Genomic DNA, 25,888 nt, shown 5'->3' on the forward strand with positions numbered 1-25,888 from the left:
ACGAGGGGCGTCCACGGAACTTCCGTGGACGCCCCTCGTCGTCTGCTGCGCCATCGGCATGGGGGCGGCCGTCGCCGGAGCGTGACACGGCGTCCGGCCACGTCGGCCTACTTGTCCGACTTCCCGGCGGCCTTCGCCGCTTGCTTGCGCTGCTCGTCGGCGACGATCGCTCGCACACGTTCCTCCTGCAGCGCCTCGCGTTCGGCCTGCAGCTTGTCGTCCTTCGTGATGGGCGTCGCCACCTTGCCCATCTGCTCGTAGGCGTCGATGATGCCGGCGCGCACGGCGGCGCGAATCACGTAGTACAGCGCCCAGATGCACAGCGCGGCGATGATGATCATGAACAGGATCGTGTAGATGGTACCGGCCATGGTCGTAGCTCCTTTTGATATCGTCTTTCCTCACGTGATGCCATCGTTGGCAAACACTGAAGGTCATTATAGGCACCATCCGCCGGGCCGTCCGTTTTCTCGCCTGCGAGCACAAGGCTCTCCGCTAGAATCGTGTGCTATGGCGAACAACGACACCGTGAACAACGAAACCCCCGATACGCGCGAGCGCGACCGCATGCTCTCCGGCGAGCTGTACATCGCCGACGACCCGTATCTGCATGAGCTCGGACGCCGCCGTCGCGCACTGCAACAGCAGATCAACACGTCCGCGTGGGACGCCTTCGACGAGCGCGCGCGGCTGTTCCACGAGCTGTTCGGCGCATTCGGCGAGGGCTCGTACATCGAGCCGCCGTTCCGCTGCGACTACGGCTGCAACACCTTCATCGGCGAGCGTTTCTACGCGAACACCGACTGCATCATCCTCGACGTCGCGACCGTCACAATCGGCGACGACGTCTTCTTCGGTCCGCGCGTCGCGCTGTACACGCCGTACCATCCGATCGACGCGGACATCCGCAGCATGCAGCTGGAGGGCGGCCTGCCGATCCGCATCGGCTCCAACGTCTGGTTCGGCGGAAACGTGACCGTCTGCCCGGGAGTCACGATCGGCGACGACGTCGTCATCGGCGCCGGCAGCGTCGTCACGAAGGACATTCCCTCGCATTCGGTCGCCGTCGGCAATCCGGCGCGCGTCGTGCGCGGCATCGGCGGCGACGACCGCGCCTACTGGAGTGCGCGCGTCGACGAATACCGCGCGTGGAGGGACGCGCGCTGACGTCCGATGCGCGGCGCGCGACCCGGTGCATGCGAGGGCGCGTGCATTAGAATAGCGAACGTGTGCACGAAGAAGACAGCATTGATCATCGTCGACGTCCAGCCGACGTTCACCGAGGGCGGTGAGCTCGCCGTCGAGGGCGGCGAGGCCGTCGCCCAGACCATCCATGACTTCGTCGAACGCGAGCGCGGACGGTACGCGCTCATCGCCACGACGCAGGACTGGCACGTCGACCCCGGCGACCACTGGTCGGCGCAGCCGGACTATGTGGACACGTGGCCGCGGCACGGCGTCGCCGGATCGGCGAACGCGCGGCTGCATCCGGCGATCGAATCGCTCGACGTGCCGCACCACATCAGGAAAGGGCAGTACGCGGCCGCCTACTCCGGATTCGAGGGTGTCGAGGACAACGACGAGCGCATCCCGACGCGCGACGAGGTCGACGCGGCGATGGCGGCAGGGCGTTCGCTCGACGCGCTGCTGCGCGCGCACGGCGTCACGCGCGTCGACATCGTCGGCATCGCGCTGTCGCACTGCGTGCGCGACACGGCGCTCGACGCGGTCGCGCGCGGCTATGAGACGCGCGTCTACGAGGACCTGAGCGTGCCGGTGAGCGCACAGCTCGGCGCTCAGGCCGTCGAGCGGATGCGCGACGCCGGCGTCACGATCATCGAGGGGGAACGATATGTCGATTAGCGCAAGCGAAAAGCCGCTGTCCAAGGTCTTCACATCCGACTACCGTTTCGCGATCCCCGCGTTCCAGCGCGCCTACAGCTGGCACGATGTGCAGATGCGTCAGCTCATCGAGGACGTCTCCGACGCGTGCGCCGTCGACGACGGCCCGTATTTTCTCGGCTCGCTCATCCTCGTGCGCGACGAGCACGGCATGCATCAGGTCATCGACGGCCAGCAGCGCCTCGTGTCGCTGTCGATCGTCTTCTCGGTGCTGCTCACGCTCGAAGAGGACCCGCAGCTGGCGGCGAGCCTCGCCGGGCTGCTCACCGAAGCCGGCGACAAACTGCGCGGCATCGCCGCCGAGCCGAGGCTCAGCCTGCGCGAACAGGACGAGGGATTCTTCCGCGAATACGTGCAGCGCGGCGACCTCGAGGCGCTCTTCGACCTGCGCGAGGCCGACATCGCCACGACGGCGCAGCGCAACATCCAGACGAATGCGAAATGCGCGTACGACATGCTCGCGCCGCTCAAGGAGGAGGAACGCCGCCGCTTCGCCTCCTACCTCGTCAACGACGTCATGTTCGTCATCGTGACGACCGACGACATCTCCGGCGCCTACCGCATCTTCGACGTCATGAACATGCGCGGCATGCCGCTGACGCCGTCCGACGTCTTCAAGGCGAAGGTCGTCTCCGGCATCTCGAGCGCCGCCCGCGACGTGTACGCGCGCTACTGGGACGACATCATGGAGCCGATGGGCGACGACAACGCGCGCATCGAACGATTCTTCGCCGACCTCGACCTCATCTTCACGCGCGCGCCGATGTGCCAGTCGCTGCTCGCCGACTTCAGCGACCATGTGCTCGCGAAGTACATCGGCAAAGGACAGTGCATCGAATTCATCGACGACGTGCTGCGGCCGTACGCGATCTGTGACGAGATCCTGCACAAGCCGGGAGAAAGCCTGCTGCCGGCCAAGGTGCGCGATCTGCTCGCCGGACTCGCCGACTATCCGTACGACGACTGGAAGCCGGTGGCGCTGTGGTCGCTCGTGCACACGCTCAAGAACCTCGACGATCCCGACACCGTCGTCTTCGCGGGCGGCAAAGTCGGTCCGCATGTCTTGCTGCACGACGGCGAACGGCTCGTGCAGATCCTCACGTTGCTCGACCGTGTCACCGGCATCGACTGCCTCAACGGCAAGTCGGAGCTTGAACGGCGCACGCGTTCGGCGACGATCGTGCGCGATCTGGCCAAGGGGATGCCGCTGCAGCGCATCGCCGGCTTCCATGTCAGTGGCGATGAACAGCGGCTTGCGATGCTGCATCTGCGCGGCGAACTGTCGATCGACGCAGGCATGAAACGGCTGCTGCTCATCCGGGCGAACGAACAGCTCGCCGGCGAACGCATCACGCGGCCGCGCAGCCTCAACGCCGTGCCGATCATCCCCGAACGCATCTCGTCGCGTTCGCCGTTCGCGTCGTGGCCGGCGGGCACATGCGACTACTGGGCGGAACGGATCGGCAATTATGTGCTCACGCAGACGATGCCCCGCTCGCTTGAGGATGTCGACGATTTCGCGACGCGACGCAATTTCATCCTGCGTTCCGCCAGCTCGCAGCGGTTCCCGCTCACGCGCGCGCTGCTCGACCTCGAGACGCTCACGCCGCAGTTCCTGCAGCTGCGGCAGAAGCAGATCATCGACCTGATCGCGCAGGCGTGGCGCATCAGCTACGAGGACATCGTCGTCGCCGAACAGGAGGAGCGACGCCGCGAGCGCGCGGGCGGCAGCACGCATCGGCCGAAGCGCACGTCGAAGCGGGTGACGGTCGCCGAGGTCGTGCGCGCCGGGCTGCTCAAGGAAGGCGACCGATTCGTGTGGGTGCGGCCGCGCAAACACGAGACGTGGGTCATCACCGTCACCGGCGACGGCTTCCGCGGCGACGACGGCACCGAATACGCGACGCCCACGGCCGCCGCACGTGCGGTCGGCGGCGCGAGCGCGAGCCTCAACGTCTGGAAACGCGAGTCGGATGGCCGCGCGCTGAGCGACATCTGGAAGGCCTACCGCGCCGCGATGTAGAAATGCCGCAGCCGATCATCGCGTGCACAGTGCGCGCGCGACGATCGGCTGCGGGGCCGCTTGAAGCGGCGCGGGGTCAGACTTCGGCGAGTTGGGTGGTGCCGGGGGCGGCGAGGACAGGGTGGCTGCGGCGACCTTTCGAGAAGGCGAGGCCGAGGCAGATGAACGCGACGCCGAAGAGCAGCACGAGGCCGTTGCACGACAGCCAGCCGCCGAGGTCGACGCGGCCGTCGACGCCATCGACCGCGTCGATCGACTGGCAGAACCACCAGCCCGGCAGCAGCTTGCCGATCGTGATCATCACCTTCGGCATCATGTCGATCGGGAACGCCATGCCCGACGTGAACATGACGAGCAGGCCGTATACGTTCGCGATCGCGTTGATGGCCACGGCGTTGACCGACAGCATGCTGATCATGAAGCCAGACGCCACCGACACGAGCGCGTACAGCGCCAGCGAGACGCCGGAGTACAGGATCGTCGGCAGCGGGATGCCGTCGATCGGCAGGCCGGCGAGCGCGGGCAGCGCGAGTGAGATGCCCCAGTACAGCAGGCTGACGACGATGCCGAAGAGCGCGCAGCCGGCGAACTCCTGGATGACCATCGTGCCGGTGCGCTGCGGCGACGCGTACAGACGGCGGCGCACGTTCGCGCCGGCGAAGGCGTTCATCGTCAGCGCCGTGCACACGAGCATCGCGGCGAGCAGCGGGTAGACGCCCATCTTGACGGTCTGTACGTAGGCCGTGCGCGCCGCCTCATGACGGTCGCCCGCAGCGCCCGGGTCGTCGGCGACGGCGATCCGCGGATAGGCGTCCGAGGCGTCGGCGAGTGTGTCGACGACACGGTCTGCGGCGTCGGCGAGTGCCGCCGCGCTCACCGACGCGTCATGCGCGGCCGCGAGCGCGGCGGTGCGTGTGAGCCGCAGGAACTCGTCGACCTGAAGTCGGGCGAGTGAGCCGTAGGCGCCGGTGAAGCTGACGACGACGTCGAGCTGCGGCATGCGCGCGTCCCGCCCGATCGCGTCGGCGAGGCGGTCCGTGTAGCCGTCGGGGATGATGACGATCAGGTCGGCGTAGTTCGAGGCGGCGGCCGTCTGCAGCTGCTCGTCGGTCGTGCCGACGTCGACGAGGTCGCAGTCCCTCTCGAGGAAGGCGCGCATCGGCTCGTCGAGGCCCGCGCCGTGCGCGTCGCGGTTGACGACGGCGACTTCGGGGCGCGCCGAATCGAAGGTGGTCGAATTGTCCATCTTGGACAGGTCGGAGATGAGCGACCAACTCAGGCCGAACATCATCAAGCACAGCCATACGACGTAGATGAGGATCATCAGACGCTGCGCAAGCAGGATCTTCAACGTGGCTTTAAAGGTGCGCATAACGCTGCCTCCTGAGGAACACGGTCGCCAGCACGAGGGCGAGGACGGCCATCGTCAGCAGGATGCCGACGGTGCGGAAGAACGGGGTGTAGGAATCGTAGTAGAGGATGTCGTAGAACAGGTTCGTCACCTGCTGCGTGGGGTTGATCGTCGCGACGACCGGCATGTTGCGCTGGATCCAGTCGCTGAGCGCCATCGCGCCCGAGCCGTACAGGCCGCTCAGGAGCGACAGCGCGCACGAGAACGCCGTCGTCAGGCCGATCTTCGCGCCGGCGGTCAGCTTCGGCAGCGAGCCGAGCAGCGTGCCGAGCGCGTTCGCCGTGAACGAGGCGACGACGATCGCGAGCAGCGTGGCCGTCCATCGTCCGCCGAAGGAGATGCGGCACACGAAGTGGATGTAGAGCAGCGTGACGACGAGCGAGCAGAACGTGCACAGCCAGCTGGCGAGGAATCCGCCCATCAGCTGCTTGAAGCGCGTCAGCGGCGCGAGCGAGCGGCGCATGCCGAGCGCCGAAAGGTTGGCCTGCGTCGAACATACGGTCGTCACGGCGAAGGTCATCGCCATCAGCGCCGTCATCGCGAGCAGCGCATAGTAGTAGCGCGCGCCTTCGTCCGGCTTGAAGTTCGTCAGGCGCACCTGTCGCGTGAAGTCCGGCGATTCGCCGACGGCGGCCGTGAACGACGGCGACGCGAACGCGGACGGGTCGGTATGCATGATCTGTTCGAGCGTCAGTGTCTGGCGGTTGAACATGCCGATCGCGCCGTTGAGGATGCTCAGCGACACCGGCAGTCCCGGCGAGGACATCGCGTCGCTCGCGTTCGAGACGGTCGCGCGGCTGATCGTCATATGCGGCAGGCCGTCGTCATCGACGCTGATGAAGCCGCGCACGTCGTCGTCGCGGTTGATCAGCGCGATCGCCTCGCGCGTGTCGTCGACGGCCGTCAGCTCGAGCAGGTCGCGCAGGTCGACGCCGCCGGAATCGACGTCCGCCGCCTCCTGTGCCGCGGGCGTCGCGGCGCAGGAGGCGGGCGTGATCGGGTCATACTGCATCGCGGCGAGCAGCGCGCGCGTATCGTCCGCCTTGCAGTAGGCGTCGTCGGCCACGACGGCGAAACGCATCGTCGTGATCGCATAGGTGGCGTCCAGATTGCCGAACATGCCGAGGAACATCGTCGACAGCAGGATCGGGAAGCAGAACAGCCAGAACAACGACGACTTCTCGCGCAGGTTGATGCGCAGCGTCGTCAGGAACGTGGTTCCCATCGTCGTCTTTCCTTTCTTTTTGTCGCTCCGGGCGGCTCAGTCGCGCAGGTCGGTGCCGGTGAGCGCGAGGAACACGTCGTTGAGCGTCGGCGTGTGCGAACTGACATGGCCGGCGGGTACGTCGAGGTCGCGCAGCGCCTGCAGCACGTCGATGAGGTTGTGCGCGCCCTGCACGCAGGAGACGACGAGCACGTCGTCCTCGTAGTCCGCGTCGCGCACAACGTCGAGCGCGCGCAGCGCCGCGAGCGTGCGTTCGCGCAGGTCGGCGTCCGCGGCGAGTGACGGCGTCTCGATGCTGATGCGTTCGCCGACGTCGATCATGCGCTTGAGTTCTTCGGCGGTGCCGAGCGCGATCTGACGGCCGTGGTCGATGATCTGGATGCGATCGCAGATCTGCTCGACCTCCTCCATGTAGTGGCTCGTGTACACGATCGTCGAACCTTCGGCGTTGAGTTTGCTGATGCCTTCGAGGATCGAGTTGCGGCTCTGCGGGTCGACGGCCACCGTCGGCTCGTCGAAGAAGATCAGCTCGGGCTTGTGCACGATGCCGCATGCGATGTTCAGGCGCCGCAGCAGGCCGCCCGAGAGTTTGCGCGGGCGGAAACGGCGATAGTCGCCGAGGCCGACGAATGCGATCGCCTCGTCGACAAGACCCTTGCGGCGCGCGCGGTCGGCGACGTAGAGCGAGCAGAAGTACGAGATGTTCTCCTCGACCGTCAGCTCGTTGAAGACGGCGATGTCCTGCGGGACGATGCCGATGCGGCGCTTGAGGTCGTAGCTCGTCGGGCCCATCGGCTCGCCGAAGATGCGGATCTGCCCCGAATCGTAGGTGAGCAGGCCGAGGATGCAGTTGATCGCCGTCGTCTTGCCCGAGCCGTTGGGGCCGAGCAGACCGTAGATCTCGCCGCGGCGCACGCGCATGTTCAGGTAGTCGAGGGCGAGCTTGTCGCCGTAGTGCTTGACGAGTTCGTCGACGGCGATCGCGGGGGAGGGGTGCGCGACGCGCTGCGCGGGGCGGGTTGCCGTGCGCGTCATGGAATCGGCATGGGTCGTATCGTTCATGATTCCATGATGCGCGGCGCGGCGCGCGCAAAACGGTGTCCCAAGTCCCCGTTCGCGTGGACGTATCGTGACAATTGTCATCATCGGACGCGCCGGCGGCCGTGCGATGCTCGATAATGGAAACGGCCGGGTGGCGCGCGTCTGTGTGCGTGGACAGCGCGCGTCGCACAGACGTGTGCAGGCGGCACATCAAGGCATATCAGGACTTATCAGGACGCATTTGGCACAGGGAGGAGCGGGACATGGTGGACACGATCGTGCATGTGCTCATGATCGCCGTGTGCGCGCTGCTCGCCGTGCTCGCGCACGACGATGTCACCGCCGTCGCGATCGTCGGTCTCCTCATCGCCGCGACGCTCGCCGCGCTCACTGTGCTCATCGGCGTCCGCCCGTGGTTCGCACTGGCCACCGCGTTCTGCATCGCCGCATGCGCGGTGCCCACATGGGCGACGCTGCTGCCGGTCGTCGGCTGCGACGCCGCCTACCGGATCGTCGAAGGCGCGTGTCCCCGCACACGCCGCGCACGCTTCGCGCTCGCCGCGATCCCGTGCGCCGGCGCGTTCGTTGTGGCGCTGATCGCGCTCGCGCACGTCACAACGAACGCGCCGGCAGACGAGTCGACGATCGTCGCGCTGCTGCTCGTACCGCTGACGGCGGTGACGAGCGTCGCCGGATACCTGCGCGCCGACGGACTGCGCGCGCAGATGCGCTACCGCGCGCTCGCCGACGAACGACGAGAACGATTGCGCCTGTCGCACGCGCGCATCAATGACGTCGAAGCGTCGCGCGCCGCCGACATGCGCCGCGCGCGGCTCAACGAACGCACGCGCATCGCGCGCGAGATCCACGACAACGTCGGCCATCTGCTCACGCGCGCGATCATGATGGCGCAGGCCGACCAGGTTGTCGCGACGACGGTCGGCGACGACGTGCACGCCGCGCAGTTCGCGAGCCTCGGCACGACGCTCGACGAGGCGATGACGATGATCCGCCGATCGGTGCACGGCCTCAAGGACGAAGGTACCGACTTCCACGGGATGATGCAGGACGCGGCCGCCGTCTCCGACGCCTCGTCACTGCAGGTGCGGCTCGACGACGGTATCGGACAGGCGCCGTCCGCGCTCGCGCACTGCTTCGCCGCTGTCATCCGCGAGGCGCTGACGAATACGGTGCGCCACGGCACGGCGTCACACGCGACGGTGCGGCTCATCGATCTGCCGGGGCTGTGGCAGCTCGTCGTGCAGGACGACGGCGGTCCAATCACGCGTACGCCGTCGCGTTCGGGCGGCATCGGTCTGGCGGACATCGAGGAACGCGCACGCGCGCTCGGCGGCAACGCTACGTGCGGGCCGTACGCGCAAGGCTGGCGCGTCTTCGTCTCGGTACCCAAGACACTCGGCGACGACGCGGCGGCTGCGGGTACGCGGGCGGCGCAGTCGGAAATCAATGTGATGCAACGGATGGAGGGATGATGGCGATTTCGGTGGCCATTGTGGACGACGATCCAATCGTGTGCTCGTCGATCGGCACGATTCTGACGGCGACGGGCACGGCGACGGTGCTGTGGACGGCGCATGACGGCGCGGCGGCCGTGCGCGAATACGCGGCGCACGGGCCGGACGTGCTGCTCATCGACGTGCAGATGCCCGGCATGGACGGCCTCGACGCGGCCGAACGGATCCTGCGCGAGCATCCAGGCGCGCGGATCCTCATTCTGACGACTTTCGCCGACCCCGACTACATTCGCCGCGCCGTCGAACTGCATACGAAGGGGTATCTGATCAAGCAGGACGTCGCGTCGGTCATCCCGGCCGTGCAGGCCGTCATGGCTGGGCAGATCGTGCTCGGCGCCGAAGTGCTCGGGCAGCTGACGGCGCCGCAGGCCTCCGCGCCCCAGCCGGACGACGTTGTGCCGATCATCGAGGACGAACGATTCGCACGGTTGACCGACCGCGAGCGCGACGTGGCCGCGCTTGTCGCCGAAGGCTACGACAACCGGCAGATCGCCGCTGAGCTGCATCTGAGCGAAGGCACCGTGCGCAACCGCATCAGCGACATCCTTGCGAAGACGAACATCGCGAACCGCACGAAGCTCGCCGTCGAATGGCTCAGCTGTCACTGATGTGGCTGGTTGGTGAGGCAACGGTGGCCGGTGGTTGAGCTCAATCGCATACTGCCGTTGCGGCGGCGGTCGGTGGCAGTCGATGGTTGAGTTCAATCACGTACTGCCATCGGAGGGGCGACGGATGGCAGTTGGTGGTTGAACTTAATTACGGACTGCCGTTGTAGGGGTGTGCGGTGGCAGTTGGTGGTTGAGCTCAATCACGTACTGCCGTTGGTCGTTATGGTTGGTTGTTGCGGCGGCAGACACTGCACAGATGGACGCCGTGCAACGAATGCTGACATTGTTGCAGGAGATGTATGCAAATGTTGTCATACTGATACACAATATGAGTAGGATGATTTTGTTTTCAAATCTGCATAGGTTATCATTGGGTCATGGAGACAGCAGACACCGTTACGAAGACAGTGGCAAACGCAGCGGACGCAGCAGCTACGCCGGTGGCAGCGGCCGGCACGATGCTGGACGTCAACGGCACTTCCTATGAGGTCGTGCGGCTGCTTGGCAAGGGCAAGGGCGGGTATTCGTATCTCGTGCGCGATGCGGACGGCGTCGGGCTCGTGCTCAAGCAGATCCACCACGAGCCCTGCTCGTACTATCAGTTCGGCGACAAGCTCGCCTCGGAGCTCAACGACTACCGGCGGCTGAACGAGATCGGCGTCGCGATGCCGCGGATGATCGACGTGGACGAGGACGCCGAACGCATCCTCAAGGAATACGTCGACGGGCCCACCGTCTACGAGCTCGTCCTCGCCGGCGGCGTGCGCCCCGAGTACATCGAGCGGATGCGCGCGATATGCCGCAGGCTGTACGCAGCGGACACGAACATCGACTACTTTCCGACGAACTTCGTCGTGCGCGGCGACGTGCTGCTCTACGTCGACTACGAATGCAACGCCTATATGGAGGAGTGGGACTTCGAGCATTGGGGATCCGCTACTGGAGCCGCACGCCCGAACTGCTCGCCTACGCCGCCGAACACGGCGACGACGTGCGCGAAACGGACGCCGTAGCCGCTGATGATGAACCGATGAACAAGGAGGAATCATGACACCGTTCGAATCACTGTGGCGCGCTTTCGCGCAGCTGCCTGAAGTGACGGCGATCGCACTCGGCGGATCGCGCGCCGGCGGCGTGTACGACGCGACGAGCGACTACGATCTGTACATCTACTGCGACGCGCTGCCGAGCGAGGCCGAGCGCCGCGCGATCATCGCCGAACATTGCGGATACGCCGAGATCGGCAACGCGTTCTGGGAGCTCGAGGACGATTGCACACTCAACGACGGCGTCGACATCGACATCCTCTACCGCAGCCTCAACGATTTCGCGCGCTCGATTTCGGCGGTCGTCGACGAAGGTGAGGCGGCCACCGGATATACGACGTGCATGTGGCACAATCTGCTGCGCTGCCGTGTCCTGTTCGATCGCGACGGGCGTCTCGAGGCGCTGCGCCGGCGTTACGCGGTCGACTATCCGGACGAGCTGCGCGCGAACATCATCGGCAAGAACATGCGTCTGCTCACCGCGAACCTGCCGTCCTACGACCATCAGATCGCGAAGGCGGCGTCGCGTGGCGACCTCGTCAGCGTCAACCATCGCACGGCCGCATATCTGGAGTCGTATTTCGATGTGCTGTTCGCGCTCAACCGGCTCACGCATCCGGGCGAGAAGCGCATGGCGAGCTATGCGCGCGAGCATGCGGGGCTGCTGCCCGCGCATTTCGACGAGGATCTCGACACGCTGTTCTCGTCGATGTTCACCGACGCCGACGCGACGTCGCGCACGCTCGCGCGGATGACCGACGAATTGGGCGGCCTCGTCGACATGGCCGACCGCGCCGCCTGAGCGCCGACGACCGCAGACGCTAACTGACCGCAGAACAGGGGAGGGGCGTGGGCTCGGCACATGCGCTGAGCCCACGCCCCTCGTTATCTCTCTTCTCTGCGTCGGCGACCGCCTGCTCTGTTTCCGCCTCCGTCTATCGGCGGTGTCGTCGGCTCACGCGACGTACAGCGCGGCCGGGTAGGTGAGGTAGCGGATCTCGTCGAGCTGGTCGACGGTGACGTATCCGGCCGGCGCGTTGAGCACGTCGGGGATGCGGTTGACGACCGTCGCGCAGGTGTGCTCGACGGTGGCCGGCTTGACGACGTGGAACTCGGTGTCGGGTTCGCCTTCGATCTTCCAGTCGCACATGTCGCCGTCGTCGGGGCCGTAGACCTTGCCGATGCATGCGGTCTCGAGCACCGGTCCCTGCATCGTCTCCGTCGTGACGACCGCCGACATGCCGACGCACCTGCCGGCCGGGATCGTCTCGCCCATCGTCTGCGAATACACGTCGACGTCGTTGAAGTACGGCACCGCCTTCTGCGTCTGCGATTTGATCGTCAGGCCGAGCTTCTGCGCGAGCGCCTCGTTCGAGTTCCACACGTACGACGGCACGATCTCCTCGGGGTGCGCGAGCTGCGCCTCGAACTCCTCTGCCGTCAGGCCCACGCCGTGCGCCTTCGCGAGCGCCAGTCCGTAGTCCTCGACGTTGTAGCTGACGGCGCCGGTGATCTTGTCGACGCGATCGCAGCCGCCGGCGACGAGCGCGACCATGTTGATCCAGAAGATGTCCTGCATCCCCGTGCCCACAATCGTCGCGCCGTGTTCCTTGGCGATGCGGTCGAGGCGGTTTGTGACGGCCGGGTTCGTCGTCCACGGGTAGATCGCCTCCTCGCAGGTCGTGACGACGTTGACGCCGTGTTCGAGGCACAGCTCGCACATCGGCGCGATGTCGTCCATGAAGCTGAACAGCGTGACGACGGCGATGTCGGCGTCGCATGAGTCGAACACGGCCTCGGCGTCGTCGCTCACCTTGACGTTGAGCGGGCCGATGCCGGCGAATTCGCCGATGTCCATGCCGACGACATCCGGGTTGACGTCGATTGCGCCGACGATCTGGATGCCCTTCTCATGCATGTAGCGCACCGTGTACTTCGCCATCTTGCCGCAGCCGTACTGAATCGCTCGTATTGGTTCCATCGTCGCTCCTTTGGTCACATGGATGGATGCGTCCGCTCCAGCCGTCGTCGACATCGGTGTCTGCATCAGCGGCGTGGGACGTGCCATCCACTATAGCCCGCCGCGCGGGGCGCGAACCGCCGGCGAAGACCGCCCAAACGCCGCCGAGGGCGGGAATACCGCCGTCGCGGCACCTGTTGTGAAGATACTGCGAACATTTACGGACGCTCATGGTTTTCCCAGCGCGCTTTCAGCCAAGCGGCGCGGACGGCCGGTAGAATGGGGGTCCGATACGAAACCATCAAGGAGCAACGAATGACTTATGGTCAGCAGCCGGGCGAGCGTCGCCCGGACGGCGCGCAGCCGTACGGCGCGGCGCCGCAGTACGGCATATACGGCGCGAACCAGGGCGCCGGCACGATGCATCAGGGCGCCGACGGCATCTACACGATCCAGCCCACCGCCGTCACCGAACGCGCCGAGCACGTCTCGATGACGCGCGCCTACGGCGAGATGACGATCGCGCTCGTGCTCACGGGCCTCGTCGCAATCGTCACGAACATGACGGGCCTGTATGCGCGTTTCATCCTCGCGACCGGCACGCTCGGCGTGTGGCTGCCGATGATCGTCGAGGTCGGCATCGCCATCTACCTGGGCATGCGTGTCATGAACATGAAGTCGTCGACGGCGCGCGTGTGGTTCTACGTCTACGCGGCGCTCATGGGCTTCTCGCTGAGCGTCATCTTCAGCTTCTACGAGATTGCCACGATCGGCTACGCATTCCTCATCAGCGCCGTCTTCTACTTCGCGCTGACGATGTTCGGCCTGACGACGAAGGCGAACATGCTCAAGGCGGGCCCGGTGCTCGTCATCGGCCTCATCGTGCTCATCGTCACGCAGGTCGTGCTGATGTTCGTCGCGCCGACGAACACGACGCTCAAGATCGTCGCCGCGATCGGCATCGTGCTGTTCGCCGCGATGACGATCTACGACGCGCAGTTCACGAAGCGCGTCTTCGCGCAGTACGCGTCGCAGGGCCCGGAGATGATCAAGCGCGTCTCGATCCTGTGCGCGCTCAACCTCTATCTCGACTTCGTCAACATGTTCCTCTACGTGTTGCAGCTGCTGGGACTGAGCCGCGACTGACGCCGACGCATACCAACGCGGGCGCCCGCACACATCCTCTTGTTGATGTGTGCGGGCGCCCGCGTTTTGTGTTCCGTGGCGATTGCCGTACGCCGTCCGTCAGCTCAGGTGACGCGGCGCGCCGTCGGTCGCCGGCGCCTGCGAACCCTGCGGCGCGCCGTTGATGTCCCGATGGATCGACTGCATCTGCGTTTCGACGTTCTGCAGCGAACGTGCGCAGTCGAGCAGCGTCTGCGAATGCTCGGTGAGCTTGGCGTCGGGAAGGTCGGTCTTGTAGCGCAGCGCATGCTCGAGGCTCGCCCAATAGTCCATCGCGATCGTGCGGAACTGCACCTCGACCGGCGTGTAGTGCGCGCCACTCGACAGGAACACCGGCACCGCGTAGATGACGTGCAGCGAACGGTAGCCGTTCTGCTTGGGGTTGAGGATGTAGTCCTTGACGCGCAGCACCTGGATGTCCGACTGCGCGGACAGATAGTTGGCGACCGAATACACGTCGTCGCGGTAGTTGCAGATGACGCGGATGCCGGCGACGTCGAAGAGGTTGTCGCGCACCGACTTGACGGTGAACGGCAGATGCTTGCGGCGCATCTTCTCGATGATCGAATCGATCGACTTGAGACGGCGCTCCATATGGTGGATCGGGTCGTGCGAGAAATGCACCTGGAACTCCGAATCGAGGATCTCGAGCTTCGTGCTGATCTCGTACATCGCGCCCTCGTACACCTGCATCTGGTCGATGAACTCGGTCACGGCGTCCACTTCGGACGTCTCGATTGCCGGCGCGCCGTCGCGTTGCTCGAGCTCGTCGGCGATCGCGCTCAGGCGGGCGCGCAGTTCATTGGTGTTCACACGGTTCTGACGGTCAAGTATCACGATCGACCATTGTAGCGGGCGCGCCTGTCGGCATGCTGAAAACGGCCAGCGTCGACGCTGCGGGGCGTGGATGTGCGGCTGCTGTGACGATGCGCGGCAGTGCGGTCGCACTGTGCCCGCCCTCGGTTAGCATGTGCGGTATGAACGAAGAGATGATGACCGAAGAGGAACGTGCGCTCGCGACCGGAGGCGACGAGGGCGCGGGGCGCGGCAGGGGCGTGTTCGCCGTGCACACGCTCGGCTGCCAGATGAACGTGCACGACTCCGAACGCATCGCCGGCGTCCTCGAGGCGGCCGGCTACGTGTGCGCAAGCCAAGCGCAGGAGGAGGCGCATGACCTCGACCTCATCGTCATGAACACCTGCGCCGTGCGCGAGAACGCCGCCGAACGCATGTACGGGACGATCGGCCTGTGGGCGAAGATGAAACGCGAACGTCCGGGCATGCAGATCGCAATCGGCGGCTGCATGGCGCAGCTCGACCGCGAACGGATCGCACGGCGCACCCCATGGGTCGACGCCGTCTTCGGCACGCGCAACATCGAGGATCTGCCGACACTGCTCGAACGTGCGAAGGCCACCGGCAAGCCACAGACAAAGGTCAACGAACGCCTCGAGGTCTTCCCGAGCGAACTGCCGGTGCACCGCGCGTCGAAGACGTCGGCGTGGGTGGCGATCTCGGTCGGCTGCAACAACACGTGCACGTTCTGCATCGTGCCGACGACGCGCGGCCGCGAGCGCGACCGCCGTCCCGGCGACGTCCTCGACGAGATCCGCGCCGTCGTCGCCGACGGGGCGAAGGAGGTCACGCTGCTGGGGCAGAACGTGAACTCCTACGGCTACGGCATCGGCGACCGCTACGCGTTCTCGAAGCTGCTGCGCGCGTGCGGGGACATCGAGGGCCTCGAGCGTGTGCGGTTCACGTCGCCGCATCCGGCCGCGTTCACCGACGACGTCATCGCGGCGATGGCCGAGACGCCGAACGTCATGCATCAGCTGCATTTCCCGCTGCAGTCGGGCTCCGACCGCATCCTGCGCGCGATGCGCCGCTCCTACCGTTCCGAGCGTTTCCTGTCGATCCTCGACAAGATCCGCGCGGCGATGCCGGACGCGCAGATCTCGACCGACATCATCGTCGGATTCCCCGGCGAGACCGAGGAGGATTTCCGCGACACGCTGCGCGTCGTCGAACAGGCGCGCTTCTCGTCGGCGTTCACGTTCATCTATTCGCCGCGTCCGGGCACGCCGGCGGCGTCGATGGAGCAGGTGCCGCACGAGGTCTCGCGCGAGCGCATCGAACGGCTGCTCGCGCTGCAGGAGCGCATCACCGCCGAGAACCTGCGCGGCTTCGAGGGACGCGACGTCGAGGTCATGGTCACGGGGCGCGCCGGCAAGAAGGACGGCGAGACGCATCGCGTGACCGGCCGCGAGCGCACCGGCGTGCTCGTGCACGTCGGCGTGCCGGAAGGCGAGCCGATGCCCGAGGTCGGCGATTTCGTGACGGCGACCGTCACGCATGCCGGCGTGCACAACCTCATCGCCGACCCGGACATCGCGGCCGGACAGACCTATATGGTGCGGCGTTGAAACGGCGCGCGCACGACGACGCGCAGATGGAGGCGACGATGGACGACGATGTGACGATGAACGATGCTGCGATGACGAACGCTGAGACGGCGAACAATATGATGACGGACACTGCGACGACGGACGCTGCGATGATGAATGATGCAGCCGCCGCGCAGACGACGCCGCGCGTCGTGTCGATCGTCGGGCCGACGGCCTCAGGCAAGACGGGACTCGGCATCGCGATCGCGCGGCGCCTCGCCGAGCGCGGTGAGCGCGCCGAGATCGTCAACGCCGACGCCTACCAGATGTACAAGGGAATGGACATCGGCACCGCGAAGGCAGACTCCGACGAGCGCGCCGCCGTGCCGCATCATCTGCTCGACGTCATCGGGCCGCAGGAGACGATGACGGTCGCGCGTTTCCAGCAGATGGCGCGCGCAAGCATCGCCGATCTGCAGGCGCGCGGCGTGCGTCCGATCCTCGTCGGCGGCTCGGGACTCTATGCACGCGCGGCGATCGACGACATCACATTCCCAGGCACTGATCCGGCCGTGCGCGCGCGTCTCGAGGAGCGCGCCGAACGCGAAGGGCCGGGCGTCCTGTTCGCCGAACTCGAGCGGCTCGACCCCGAGGCGGCGGCGCGCATGGATCCGCACAATCCGCGGCGCACGGTGCGCGCGCTCGAGGTGATCGAGGTCACCGGCAGGCCGTATTCGGCGTCGTTGCCGCGCTACCGCTACGTCATCCCGTCGGTGCAGATCGGCCTCGACCTGCCGCGCGCCGAGCTCGACCGGCGCATCGACCTGCGCACGAAGACGATGTTCGACGACGGCTTCGTCGAGGAAGTGCGCCGGCTGCGGCCGTATCTGGGCGCGACCGCCTCGCGTGCGCTCGGCTATCAGCAGGTCATCGACTATCTCGACGGCCTGAGCGACCTCGACGAGACGCGCTTCCTCGTCGCGCAGAAGACGAAGCGCCTCGCGCGCAAGCAGATGGGCTGGTTCGGTCGCGATCCGCGCATCCACTGGCTGCAGGCGCTCAACCCGCGGCTCGTGGATCTGGCGATGGGGATCATCGACGTGGCCGACCGCGGCGGCTACGACGCCGTCGACATGCATGCGGACGAGTACGTCCGCCATCATCTCGGCGACCTGACGTGACGTCTGGGCGACGCCGGCCGCGCGCCGTTTCGGCGGGCGCGGCCTCGCGATAGAATCAAGGACTGTTATGGCACGATCCACATCCTCGAACGCAAGCAAACGACCGCGCAAGGCGAGCTCGACAGGCTCGTCGGCGCCGGCGTCGAAGGGGCGCCGTCCGGCGCAGGAGACCGACGAACCATCGTGGAAGCGGGCGCTGCTTGCCGTGCCGCGCGCCTTCGGCGCCGCCGTGCGCAAGGTGAGCGTCGGCGACTATGATCCGGCGTACCGCCGCGACGGCCTGTGCTTCGTGCTCATCGTCCTCGCTGTCTTCTTCGTCGGCTCCGAATGGTTCCGCGTCGACGGGCCGCTCGGACGCGGGCTGCACGCATTCGCCTCCGGATTGTTCGGCGTCATGAGCATCGTCGTTCCGGTGCTGCTCGTGCTCGTCTCGGTGCGGCTGATCCGCAACTCCGGGCGTGGCTCGGGCAATCCGAGCGTGCTCGTCGGCTGGACGATGCTGCTGTGGTCGGTGTGTTCGATCATCGACGTCGTCATGGCCGCCGACACGAAGGAGTTCTCCTGGCCCAACCTGCAGCACGCCGGGGGCCTGTTCGGATTCCTGATTGGCTCGCCGCTCGCGTGGGGGCTCTCGCAGAGCTTCGCGATCATCGTGTTCGTCGTCTCAGCGCTGTTCTCGCTGCTGCTCATCACACGCACGCACGTCACTGAAGTCCCCGCCAAGCTGCGCGCATTGTTCGGCGGCGCCGCGCACGAGGACGGCGAACGCGACGGCGACGACGAATTCCCCAACGAGGTGCGCGTTGGCGACGACGACACGCTGCGCTTCGCCGAGGGCGTGCCGACGCATGACGGCGACGACGAAGCGGATGCGCCGAGCCGTCGCGAAGGCTTCCTCAGTCGTCTGTTCCGCCGGCGCAGGCGTCGCGACGACGACGGCAAGCTCGACAGCTACGCCGGCGACGAGGCTTTCGTCAACGCGGCGAGCCGGCACGGCGAGACCGCCGAGACGCGCGTCGCCGGTTCGCCGCGCACGGTGAGCAGCGGCGGCGCCTACAACGACGACGCGACGCGCAGCATCGACTCGAACACGTGGTCGGCGCAGCAGCCGGAGGTTCACACGACGCCGATGCCGTCGGGGTCGATGCCGGCTGTGGCGGGCGCCGGGGCGGCGGCCGACCCGTGGGGCGCGCTCGACGACATGTCGTCGCTGCTCGTCTCGCCGCACACCGGCGAGGTCGTCGACATGCGCGCGTCCGCGCCTCAGGCGGCCGCCGCATCGCCGATGCCGGGCTCGGCGGCCACGTCGGCTGCAACGTCGGCCGCGGCGACGCCGAACGCATCAGCCGACGGCACCGCCGCCAATGTTGCTGCTGCCGCCGCCGACACTGCCGCCGCGGGTGCCGAGCTCGCGCCGTATCGGCTGCCCGATCCGAATCTGCTGATGAAAGGCAAGCCGCACGCGGCGCATACGCAGGCGAACGACAACGTCATCCGCGCGCTCGACAACACGTTCCAGCAGTTCAAGGTCGACGCGAAGGTCGTCGGCTTCCTGCGCGGCCCGTCGGTCACGCAGTACGAGGTCGAGGTCGCCCCGGGCGTCAAGGTCGAGAAGGTGACGAACCTCGACAAGAACATCGCCTACGCCGTCGCGAGCTCCGACGTGCGCATCCTTTCGCCGATCCCCGGCAAGTCGGCGATCGGCATCGAGATTCCGAACACCGACCGCGAGATCGTCCATTTGGGCGACGTGCTGCGTTCGGACAAGGCGATGAACGACCCCAACCCGATGCTCGCCGGCGTCGGCAAGGACGTCGAGGGCCATTTCGTGACCGCCGACCTGACGAAGATGCCGCATCTGCTCGTCGCCGGCGCCACCGGCTCGGGCAAGTCGAGCTTCATCAACTCGATGCTCACGTCGATCATCATGCGCGCCACGCCCGAGCAGGTGAGGATGATCATGGTCGACCCCAAGCGCGTCGAACTGTCCGCGTACGCGGGCATCCCGCATCTGCTCACGCCGATCATCACCGATCCGAAGAAGGCGGCGCAGGCGCTCGAATGGGTCGTCAAGGAGATGGACGCGCGCTACAGCGATCTCGAGTTCTTCGGCTTCCGCCACGTCAAGGACTTCAATGAGGCGGTGCGCGCCGGCAAGGTGCACGCGCCGGCCGGCTCGAAGCGCAAGGTGGCGCCGTACCCGTACCTGCTCGTCGTCGTCGACGAGATGGCCGACCTGATGATGGTCGCGAAGAACGACGTGGAAAGCTCGATCCAGCGCATCACGCAGCTCGCGCGCGCCGCCGGCGTGCACCTCGTGCTCGCAACGCAGCGCCCGTCGGTCGACGTCGTCACCGGCCTGATCAAGGCGAACATCCCCTCGAGGCTCGCGTTCGCGACGTCGTCGGCGACCGATTCGCGCGTCATCCTCGACGCGACCGGCGCCGAGACGCTCATCGGACAGGGCGACGCGCTGTTCATGCCGATGGGCATGGCCAAGCCGATCCGCGTGCAGGGAGCGTGGGTCAACGAATCGGAGATCCGCAAGGCCGTCGACTTCGTGCGCCAGCAGCGCAAGCCGCATTACCGCGAGGACATCGAGCAGATGGCGAACGAGGCGGAGAAGTCGAAGCTCGACCCGACCGAGGACATCGGCGGCGATATGGACGAACTGCTCGCGGCCGCCGAACTCGTCGTCAGCTCGCAGTTCGGTTCGACGTCGATGCTGCAACGCAAGCTGCGCGTCGGCTTCGCGAAGGCGGGACGTCTGATGGATCTGCTCGAGTCGCGTGGCGTCGTCGGACCGTCGGAGGGGTCGAAGGCGCGCGAAGTGCTCGTGCAGCCGGCCGACCTGCCGCAGGTGCTCGCGTTCATCAAGGGCGAGACGACGTCGTTGACCGGCGGCGGGGATCAGCCGTCCGAGCCTGCGGCGACGCCCGCAGCCTGAGTTTGCGCCGCGCCGCCGCATGCGCCACGGTATTGTCACGCGACTGTCATACGGCGTGGGGTAGTGTGAACGGCATGGAACAGCGAAGCAAACGTGCAGCATGGTGGGACGGATGGAACACTCCGGCGAATCTCGTCACCTTCTCCCGCATCATCCTCGTCATCGTCTTTCTCGGCCTGTACATCGGCGCGGGGCAATGGGGCTCGCGCAACATGGGCATGCGCTGGGCGGCGGCGGCCATCTTCGCGCTCGCCGCGTCGACCGACAAGATCGACGGCTGGATGGCGCGCAAATACAATCAGGTGACCGAACTGGGCAAGCTGCTCGATCCGATCGCGGACAAGCTGCTCACGCTCGGCACGCTCATCGTGGCCGCGAGCCTCAACGAGTTCGGCATCGCATGGCTCGGCTGGGTCGTCACCGCGCTGTTCTTCGTGCGCGAGATCGGCATCACAGTGATGCGTTTCTTCGTCATCGACCACGGCGGCTCCGTCATCGCCGCCTCCCAGCTCGGCAAATACAAGACCTTCACGCAGTGCCTCGGACTGGGGCTGCTGCTCATCCCGGTGTGGTCCTTCGTGCCGGCCGGCGCGCATCCGGCGTGGCTGACCGTCTATTTCGTCGTCACCTACACGCTGATCTACTTCTCGCTGATCCTGTGCCTGTACTCGGGATGGGAGTATGTGCGCGGCGTGCTCAAGGCGTCGAAGTCCGCCGGCGCGCACGCCAAGGGCGCGGCGAGCGCGGCTGCACAGCCGCGCTCTGATGCGGCCGAAATCAACGACGCGGATGCAGCTACGTCGGCGTCGACGCAGCATCGTTTTGACGATGCCGCCGCGTCGTCCGGACGCTGAGGCTGCACGGCAACGTCGATATCGGCGAAACGATATCGACGACAGTGACGATGCCGAAACGCCCGCGGCCGGTCGACGACATGCCGCGCTGTGGCGTTCATGGGTGCGCGCTCCTAGGATGGAGCGCGCACGCGCATATACGGGCTTCGCGTGCGTGCGCATGACATATGGAAGGTGGGTCATGACGAGACAGTTCGAATATGCGGGCGCCGATCCGCGCCGAATTGACGATATGGGACGGCTGCGCGACTACTGCGACGAGCAGGCGGCGGCGATCCTCGCATGGTGTGAGGCACGTGGTGTGAAGATCGCGTGCGCCGAATCGCTCACGGCAGGCCTGCTCGCCGATGCATTCGTCAGGATCCCCGGCGCCTCGCGCGTCTTCCTCGGCTCAGCCGTGACCTACGACATCCACGCGAAGGCGAAGGTGCTCGGCGTCGACGCGGAGCTGCTGCGCACGCACGGCGCCGTCGACCCCGAGGTCGCACGCCAGATGGCGGCGTCGACGGCAAAACTGTTCAGCCAACCGGAATATCGCTCCGGGATTATCGGACTGTCGACGACCGGTGTCGCGGGGCCCGGACCGGACGAGGGAAAACCGGCTGGATTGGTGTACTTCGGCGTGTCGCTGCCGAGAAGCGAGTATTTTTTCACGAGTTCTTCACAATACGCAGTAGAGTTGGAATTGCAAGGTTCTAGAGAGGTTATTAGACAGCGGACCGTGGGCTGTGTTCTGGGAAACCTGAGAGAATTCACAGGTTCTTCACAGGAATGATTCCCGATACTGGAAATGAAGAACACTGTCGATAAGGAAAGGAGTGTGATTGCCATGAACACTATGGATATGATGACTTTCACCGAAGGACAGACCGAGGTCAGGAAGGTCGAGGTTTCCACTCCATCGCGCAACGGAACGGCACGCATGCGTGAACTGACGCCGGCCCAGCGCCGCGCCGTCATGTTCGCGCAGCAGCAGGTGCTTCGCGCCCGCGCCGCCAAGAAGGCCAAGGACGAGCGTCAGGCCGCGCTCGTGCGCATGTGGCAGGAGGAGGACGCGGAGACTGCCAAGCCCCGCGCCGTCGTCCGCAAGCGCGAAACGATGGGCGAGGTCAAGGAGGTCTCGCTGCGCGAGGCCATCGGCCACGTGCTGCGCGACCTGCGCACGCACGACCACAAGACGCTGCGTGAGGTCAGCGAGAAGGCCGGGGTCTCCCTCGGCTATCTCTCCGAAGTCGAACGCGGACAGAAGGAGGCCAGCTCCGAGCTGCTCGCGTCGATCTCCGAATCGCTCGGTCTGAGCACGTCGCAGATGCTGCGCATGGTCGCCGACTACCTCGACTCCGTGGACGCCTGAACGACGGACCGATACGGCGCGCGCCGCGCATGACGGCCGCTGAGCGCCTGAACATGAATGGGGACGCCCCGGTGGGGACGTCCCCATTCCCGTTGTGTGAGGATCTTGCGCGTTGGGCTTTCGCAGGCTGGGACTTTCGCGTGAGCCGCGCGCGGTGTACAGTGGCGCGGTATGCGTGAACGAGAATTCTGGGAACTGCTCGAGGAAGTGTTCGGCTCGGCCTACGGGCGCGCGCTCGCCCATGACCAGGGGTTGACGAAGCTCGGCGGCCGCACCGTCGTCGAGGCGCTCGCCGACGGCGAGGAGCCGCGCGTCGTATGGAATGTGCTGTGCGACCAGATGGACGTGCCCGACGCGCGGCGCTGGGGCAAGGACCACGTCGCCCCGCCGCTGCCGGTCGACTTTCGTTGACGGCGCCGGTCGGCTTGTACAGGCGGCGCTCATTGGTTTTCAGGGACATCGCTTGATTTTCAGGGACATCGCTGAACGTCGTGCGACACGCCGCCGATGTTCGAACAAATGTTCGTATCTTCCGGTATGATGGTGCCTCGACACAGCCGACACGGCTGTGCAGCGCTCGGCGAAATGTGGATAACGGGTCCGTCCGTACACATACTTCCATCAGGGCGGACACACGCCGTGCCCGTGCATATCGTGGATGGCGCCCGCGCGGCCCGGACCGCGTGCGCGCCCGTGGCAACGTAAGACAAAGGAGGGCTGCGATGGCAGCAGCGAAGGCGGAGAAAGCCAAGGAGTCCGACAAGGACATGAGCTTCGGGCCGAATGTGGACCCGCGGCGTCAGGAGGCGCTCAGGAACGCGCTCAAGCAGGTGGAGAAGAGCTTCGGCAAGGGATCGGCGATGCGTCTGGGCGACAAGCCCGAACAGGACGTCGAGGTCATCCCGACCGGCTCGCTCGCGCTCGACATGGCACTCGGCATCGGCGGCCTGCCGCGCGGCCGCATCGTCGAGATCTACGGACCCGAATCGTCCGGCAAGACGACGCTCGCGCTCCACGTCGTCGCGAACGCGCAGAAGAACGGCGGCGTCGCGGCGTTCATCGATGCCGAGCATGCGCTCGACCCGGTCTACGCGCGCAATCTGGGCGTCGACACCGATTCACTCATCGTCTCGCAGCCGGACAACGGCGAGCAGGCGCTCGAGATCGCGGACATGCTCATCCGCTCCGGCGCGCTTGACGTCATCGTCATCGACTCGGTCGCGGCCCTCGTGCCGAAGGCCGAGATCGAAGGTGACATGGGTGACAGCCATGTCGGCCTGCAGGCGCGTCTGATGAGCCAGGCGCTGCGCAAGATGACCGGCGCGCTCGCGCAGGCGAACACGACGGCGATCTTCATCAACCAGCTGCGCGAGAAGATCGGCGTCTTCTTCGGCAGCCCGGAGACGACGACCGGCGGCAAGGCGCTCAAGTTCTACGCGTCGGTGCGCATGGACATCCGCCGCATCCAGACGCTCAAGAGCGGCGACGACGCGGTCGGCAACCGTACGAAGGTCAAGGTCGTCAAGAACAAGATGGCGCCGCCCTTCAAGTCGGCCGAATTCGACGTGCTCTACGGCGAGGGCATCTCGCGCGAAGGCTCGGTGCTCGACATGGCGCTGCAGACCGACATCGTCAAGAAGTCCGGCTCGTGGTTCACCTACGAGGGGGAGCAGCTCGGCCAGGGACGCGAGAACGTGCGCCGCTTCCTCAAGGACAACCCGCAGATCGTCGACGAGATCGAGAACAAGGTCAAGATCGCCTACGGTCTCATCGACGCGCCCGAGGACACCTTCGCACAGGGCGAGGAGGTCGAATCGACGATCGAATCCGAGGACATCGCCACGACCGAGGCCGGCGGCGAGACGGCGAAGAAGAACGGCTGATGATCTCCGTCGAGGAGTTCCTCGTGGCGCATCCGGTGCCGGCGGCGCCGCAGGAGGTCGTCACCGGGCGTGACAAAGGTCGTGGCGGTGGCAAGCACACGGCCGTCCGCGACGACGTGGCCGTTCGCGACAATGCGGATGCCCGCGAGGACGCTGTCGCCTATGACGATGCTATTGGCTGCCGCGGCGCGGATGTTCGTGAGGACGATGCCGATTGTGGCGACATAGCTGTCCACGATGACACGGCCGCGCCGCGCTCGTCTGCCCGGTTCGGTGGCACTTTCGGCGCATCGAGGGACGATGACGTAGTCCGTTATGCGCGTAGTGGACGACGCGCCGGCGCACGCAAGGCCGATCGTCGCGATGAGCGCCGGCGTTCGGCGGGCGGCTTCGCCGTCACGCAGACCGATGATCCGCGTGACGGCGAACGATGCAAGGAGGCGGCGCTGCGGCTGCTCGACGCGGCCGCCCGTTCGACGGGGGCGTTGCGCGCCAAGCTCGCCGAACGTGGCTACGCCGACGACGTCATCGGCGAGGTCGTCGACCGGCTGACCGAGCTGCGGCTGCTCGACGACGAGGAATACGCGCGCGCGGTCGCGCGGTCGTGCGCGAACCGGATGATGGGAATGCGTGGCGCCGTCATGGAGATGACGCGCAAGGGCGTCGACCGCGCGCTGGCGACGCGCGTCGCCGCCGAGGCCGACGCCGACGGACTCTTCGTCGACGCGGCATGGGCGCTCGGCCGCTCCGTCGCCGTGCGCACGCGCGGCAAGGATCCGCAGGTCGCGCGCCGCCGCTTCTGGAGCGCGGGAGGCCGCAAGGGGCATGATTCGCAAATGCTGCGCGAAGTCGGTGAGGCGCTGTTCAGCGCACGCGGCGACAATAGGGGAGACGAATAGAAAGTAGAAGGTGAGACCTCTTATACCCCGGGTTCTGTCGTGACGCGCCACGCCGAAAACCCGGCACGACGCGCCACGGATGGCCATCCATCTCGACCTGACGTCGCCGTCAGGCTCTAGCAGCCTACCCGAAGACATTGGGCGAGCAGCCCTCAAGCGTCTTCTGCTTGGCCTTGCTCCCGATGAGGCTTGCCATGCGGCCGGCTGTTGCCAGCGGCCCGGTGGTCTCTTACACCGCCGTTTCACCCTTACCCGTCCCGAAGGGCGGGCGGTCTGTTCTCTGCTGCGCTATCTCTCAGGTCGCCCTGGGCGGACGTTATCCGCCATCGTGCTCTGCGGAGCCCGGAAGTTCCTCAACCATTGCTGGTCGCGGCCATCAAGAGGTCTCAAAGGCAGTATTCTAACACGATGCGCGACATCGCGGTCAATCATGGACGGGTCGTATCGAAA

22 protein-coding genes, 1 other RNA gene and 1 pseudogene are annotated in these 25,888 nt (G+C 66.3%); 17 read left to right on the forward strand and 7 right to left on the reverse strand.

Features of this window, described 5'->3' with window-relative positions:
* Nucleotides 1-107 precede the first annotated feature (107 nt).
* Entirely contained in the window at nt 108-371 is a 264-nt protein-coding gene (locus tag CGZ88_RS00770) for a DUF6019 family protein (protein ID WP_034523763.1), read from the reverse strand.
* 139 nt (nt 372-510) lie between these two features.
* On the opposite strand from CGZ88_RS00770, the gene CGZ88_RS00775 reads away from it, so the two are divergent.
* From CGZ88_RS00775 to CGZ88_RS00785, 3 genes are read left to right on the forward strand one after another with little or no spacing between them, the layout of a single operon-like run.
* Nucleotides 511-1,167 (forward strand): sugar O-acetyltransferase, encoded by a 657-nt coding sequence (locus tag CGZ88_RS00775; RefSeq protein WP_051198591.1) that lies wholly within the window; start codon nt 511-513, stop codon nt 1,165-1,167.
* 6 nt (nt 1,168-1,173) lie between these two features.
* Complete coding sequence (locus CGZ88_RS00780) at nt 1,174-1,863, forward strand: isochorismatase family protein (RefSeq protein ID WP_081664062.1); 690 nt, start codon at nt 1,174-1,176, stop codon at nt 1,861-1,863.
* Nucleotides 1,853-3,925: a GmrSD restriction endonuclease domain-containing protein gene (locus CGZ88_RS00785; protein WP_026645114.1), complete on the forward strand. Its 2,073-nt coding sequence runs from the start codon at nt 1,853-1,855 to the stop codon at nt 3,923-3,925. The genes CGZ88_RS00780 and CGZ88_RS00785 overlap by 11 nt, the downstream gene beginning before the upstream one ends.
* A gap of 76 nt (nt 3,926-4,001) precedes the next feature.
* Here CGZ88_RS00785 and CGZ88_RS00790 read toward each other — a convergent pair whose 3' ends face one another.
* The 3 genes from CGZ88_RS00790 to CGZ88_RS00800 are packed head-to-tail and all read right to left on the reverse strand — an operon-like array spanning nt 4,002 to nt 7,596.
* Nucleotides 4,002-5,297, reverse strand: a complete 1,296-nt coding sequence (locus CGZ88_RS00790) for an ABC transporter permease (RefSeq protein WP_243390021.1) — start codon at nt 5,295-5,297, stop codon at nt 4,002-4,004.
* Nucleotides 5,284-6,561, reverse strand: coding sequence for an ABC transporter permease (locus tag CGZ88_RS00795; protein ID WP_101670869.1), 1,278 nt, complete (start codon nt 6,559-6,561; stop codon nt 5,284-5,286). The genes CGZ88_RS00790 and CGZ88_RS00795 overlap by 14 nt, the downstream gene beginning before the upstream one ends.
* A 36-nt stretch (nt 6,562-6,597) precedes the next feature.
* On the reverse strand, nt 6,598-7,596 hold the full coding sequence (locus CGZ88_RS00800) for an ABC transporter ATP-binding protein (RefSeq protein ID WP_026645111.1): 999 nt from the start codon (nt 7,594-7,596) through the stop codon (nt 6,598-6,600).
* A 269-nt stretch (nt 7,597-7,865) separates the two neighbouring features.
* Here CGZ88_RS00800 and CGZ88_RS00805 point away from each other — a divergent pair, with 269 nt between their 5' ends.
* The 4 genes from CGZ88_RS00805 to CGZ88_RS00820 all read left to right on the forward strand — a co-directional run bounded on the left by CGZ88_RS00805 (nt 7,866) and on the right by CGZ88_RS00820 (nt 11,593).
* Nucleotides 7,866-9,095 carry a sensor histidine kinase gene (locus CGZ88_RS00805; protein WP_081664060.1) on the forward strand — a complete coding sequence of 410 codons (1,230 nt, stop codon included), beginning with the start codon at nt 7,866-7,868 and terminating at the stop codon, nt 9,093-9,095.
* Between the two features lie 5 nt (nt 9,096-9,100).
* Nucleotides 9,101-9,745, forward strand: coding sequence for a response regulator transcription factor (locus CGZ88_RS00810; RefSeq protein ID WP_026645110.1), 645 nt, complete (start codon nt 9,101-9,103; stop codon nt 9,743-9,745).
* A 377-nt stretch (nt 9,746-10,122) separates the two neighbouring features.
* Nucleotides 10,123-10,758 carry a BUD32 family EKC/KEOPS complex subunit gene (locus CGZ88_RS00815; RefSeq protein ID WP_243390022.1) on the forward strand — a complete coding sequence of 212 codons (636 nt, stop codon included), beginning with the start codon at nt 10,123-10,125 and terminating at the stop codon, nt 10,756-10,758.
* A gap of 34 nt (nt 10,759-10,792) precedes the next feature.
* Nucleotides 10,793-11,593: a DUF4037 domain-containing protein gene (locus CGZ88_RS00820; RefSeq protein ID WP_026645109.1), complete on the forward strand. Its 801-nt coding sequence runs from the start codon at nt 10,793-10,795 to the stop codon at nt 11,591-11,593.
* 153 nt (nt 11,594-11,746) lie between these two features.
* On the opposite strand, the gene CGZ88_RS00825 is transcribed toward CGZ88_RS00820, so the two are convergent.
* Nucleotides 11,747-12,772: an NAD(P)H-dependent amine dehydrogenase family protein gene (locus CGZ88_RS00825; RefSeq protein ID WP_101670870.1), complete on the reverse strand. Its 1,026-nt coding sequence runs from the start codon at nt 12,770-12,772 to the stop codon at nt 11,747-11,749.
* Between the two features lie 294 nt (nt 12,773-13,066).
* Here CGZ88_RS00825 and CGZ88_RS00830 point away from each other — a divergent pair, with 294 nt between their 5' ends.
* Complete coding sequence (locus CGZ88_RS00830; protein ID WP_101670871.1) at nt 13,067-13,897, forward strand: Bax inhibitor-1/YccA family protein; 831 nt, start codon at nt 13,067-13,069, stop codon at nt 13,895-13,897.
* Between the two features lie 99 nt (nt 13,898-13,996).
* Here CGZ88_RS00830 and CGZ88_RS00835 read toward each other — a convergent pair whose 3' ends face one another.
* Nucleotides 13,997-14,773: a GTP pyrophosphokinase gene (locus CGZ88_RS00835; protein WP_026645106.1), complete on the reverse strand. Its 777-nt coding sequence runs from the start codon at nt 14,771-14,773 to the stop codon at nt 13,997-13,999.
* A 140-nt stretch (nt 14,774-14,913) separates the two neighbouring features.
* Between CGZ88_RS00835 and miaB the strand changes: the two genes are divergently transcribed.
* The 9 genes and pseudogenes from miaB to CGZ88_RS00880 all read left to right on the forward strand — a co-directional run bounded on the left by miaB (nt 14,914) and on the right by CGZ88_RS00880 (nt 25,438).
* On the forward strand, nt 14,914-16,359 hold the full coding sequence (miaB, locus tag CGZ88_RS00840) for a tRNA (N6-isopentenyl adenosine(37)-C2)-methylthiotransferase MiaB (RefSeq protein ID WP_165778676.1): 1,446 nt from the start codon (nt 14,914-14,916) through the stop codon (nt 16,357-16,359).
* Between the two features lie 131 nt (nt 16,360-16,490).
* Nucleotides 16,491-17,501 carry a tRNA (adenosine(37)-N6)-dimethylallyltransferase MiaA gene (gene miaA, locus CGZ88_RS00845; RefSeq protein ID WP_051198635.1) on the forward strand — a complete coding sequence of 337 codons (1,011 nt, stop codon included), beginning with the start codon at nt 16,491-16,493 and terminating at the stop codon, nt 17,499-17,501.
* 67 nt (nt 17,502-17,568) lie between these two features.
* Nucleotides 17,569-20,448 (forward strand): DNA translocase FtsK, encoded by a 2,880-nt coding sequence (locus tag CGZ88_RS00850; protein ID WP_101670873.1) that lies wholly within the window; start codon nt 17,569-17,571, stop codon nt 20,446-20,448.
* Nucleotides 20,449-20,522: 74 nt separating this feature from the next.
* Nucleotides 20,523-21,161 (forward strand): annotated as a pseudogene (gene pgsA / locus CGZ88_RS00855) (CDP-diacylglycerol--glycerol-3-phosphate 3-phosphatidyltransferase); the annotation flags it as partial.
* A 322-nt stretch (nt 21,162-21,483) separates the two neighbouring features.
* Nucleotides 21,484-22,077, forward strand: a complete 594-nt coding sequence (locus CGZ88_RS00860; RefSeq protein WP_034523754.1) for a CinA family protein — start codon at nt 21,484-21,486, stop codon at nt 22,075-22,077.
* A 63-nt stretch (nt 22,078-22,140) separates the two neighbouring features.
* On the forward strand, nt 22,141-22,656 hold the full coding sequence (locus CGZ88_RS00865; protein WP_026645101.1) for a helix-turn-helix domain-containing protein: 516 nt from the start codon (nt 22,141-22,143) through the stop codon (nt 22,654-22,656).
* A 171-nt stretch (nt 22,657-22,827) separates the two neighbouring features.
* Nucleotides 22,828-23,067 carry a DUF3046 domain-containing protein gene (locus tag CGZ88_RS00870; protein ID WP_026645100.1) on the forward strand — a complete coding sequence of 80 codons (240 nt, stop codon included), beginning with the start codon at nt 22,828-22,830 and terminating at the stop codon, nt 23,065-23,067.
* A 356-nt stretch (nt 23,068-23,423) separates the two neighbouring features.
* A complete protein-coding gene (recA, locus tag CGZ88_RS00875; protein ID WP_165778700.1) occupies nt 23,424-24,539 on the forward strand; it encodes a recombinase RecA in 1,116 nt (371 codons plus the stop codon).
* On the forward strand, nt 24,539-25,438 hold the full coding sequence (locus CGZ88_RS00880) for a regulatory protein RecX (protein ID WP_081664058.1): 900 nt from the start codon (nt 24,539-24,541) through the stop codon (nt 25,436-25,438). Before recA ends, CGZ88_RS00880 begins: the two co-directional genes overlap by 1 nt.
* Before the next feature lie 7 nt (nt 25,439-25,445).
* Here the strand turns inward: CGZ88_RS00880 and rnpB are convergent.
* Nucleotides 25,446-25,827, reverse strand: an RNA gene (rnpB, locus tag CGZ88_RS00885) — RNase P RNA component class A.
* Between the last annotated feature and the right edge of the window lie 61 nt (nt 25,828-25,888).

It is taken from the genome of Bifidobacterium anseris (genome assembly GCF_002860345.1).
GTDB classification, from domain to species: Bacteria; Actinomycetota; Actinomycetes; order Actinomycetales; family Bifidobacteriaceae; genus Bifidobacterium; species Bifidobacterium anseris.